The sequence below is a fragment of the Gemmiger formicilis genome (assembly GCF_016901605.1).
GTDB classification, from domain to species: Bacteria; Bacillota; Clostridia; order Oscillospirales; family Ruminococcaceae; genus Gemmiger; species Gemmiger formicilis_B.
Genome location: NZ_JACJKP010000928.1, coordinates 1 through 219, shown reverse-complemented (window position 1 = coordinate 219; position 219 = coordinate 1). Strand labels below are relative to the sequence as shown.

1 protein-coding gene is annotated in these 219 nt (G+C 52.5%); it reads left to right on the top strand.

Translation table 11 applies throughout. The features are described 5' to 3' along the window. A partial coding sequence (locus H6B10_RS17290; RefSeq protein ID WP_204652545.1) for a hypothetical protein occupies positions 1-219 on the top strand: 219 nt, incomplete at both ends.

Below are 219 nucleotides of genomic sequence, written 5' to 3'. Positions count from 1 at the left end.
GAAAAGCCTTTTCTATCAGGTGTACCCGTCCAGGGACCACTTCTCCACTGACAAGACTTCCGGTGTTTTGCATCTGCTGCGCCATGGTCAGACTTTTGCCGCCCGGCGCCGCGCGGCAACCGTTCATATTCAAGCAGAAGATTTCCGGAATCCGTTGGAACGGTTGGAAATTTATGAATGTCTGTCTCATCCGGTGGCGGAGCTACTGTATGAGCAGTA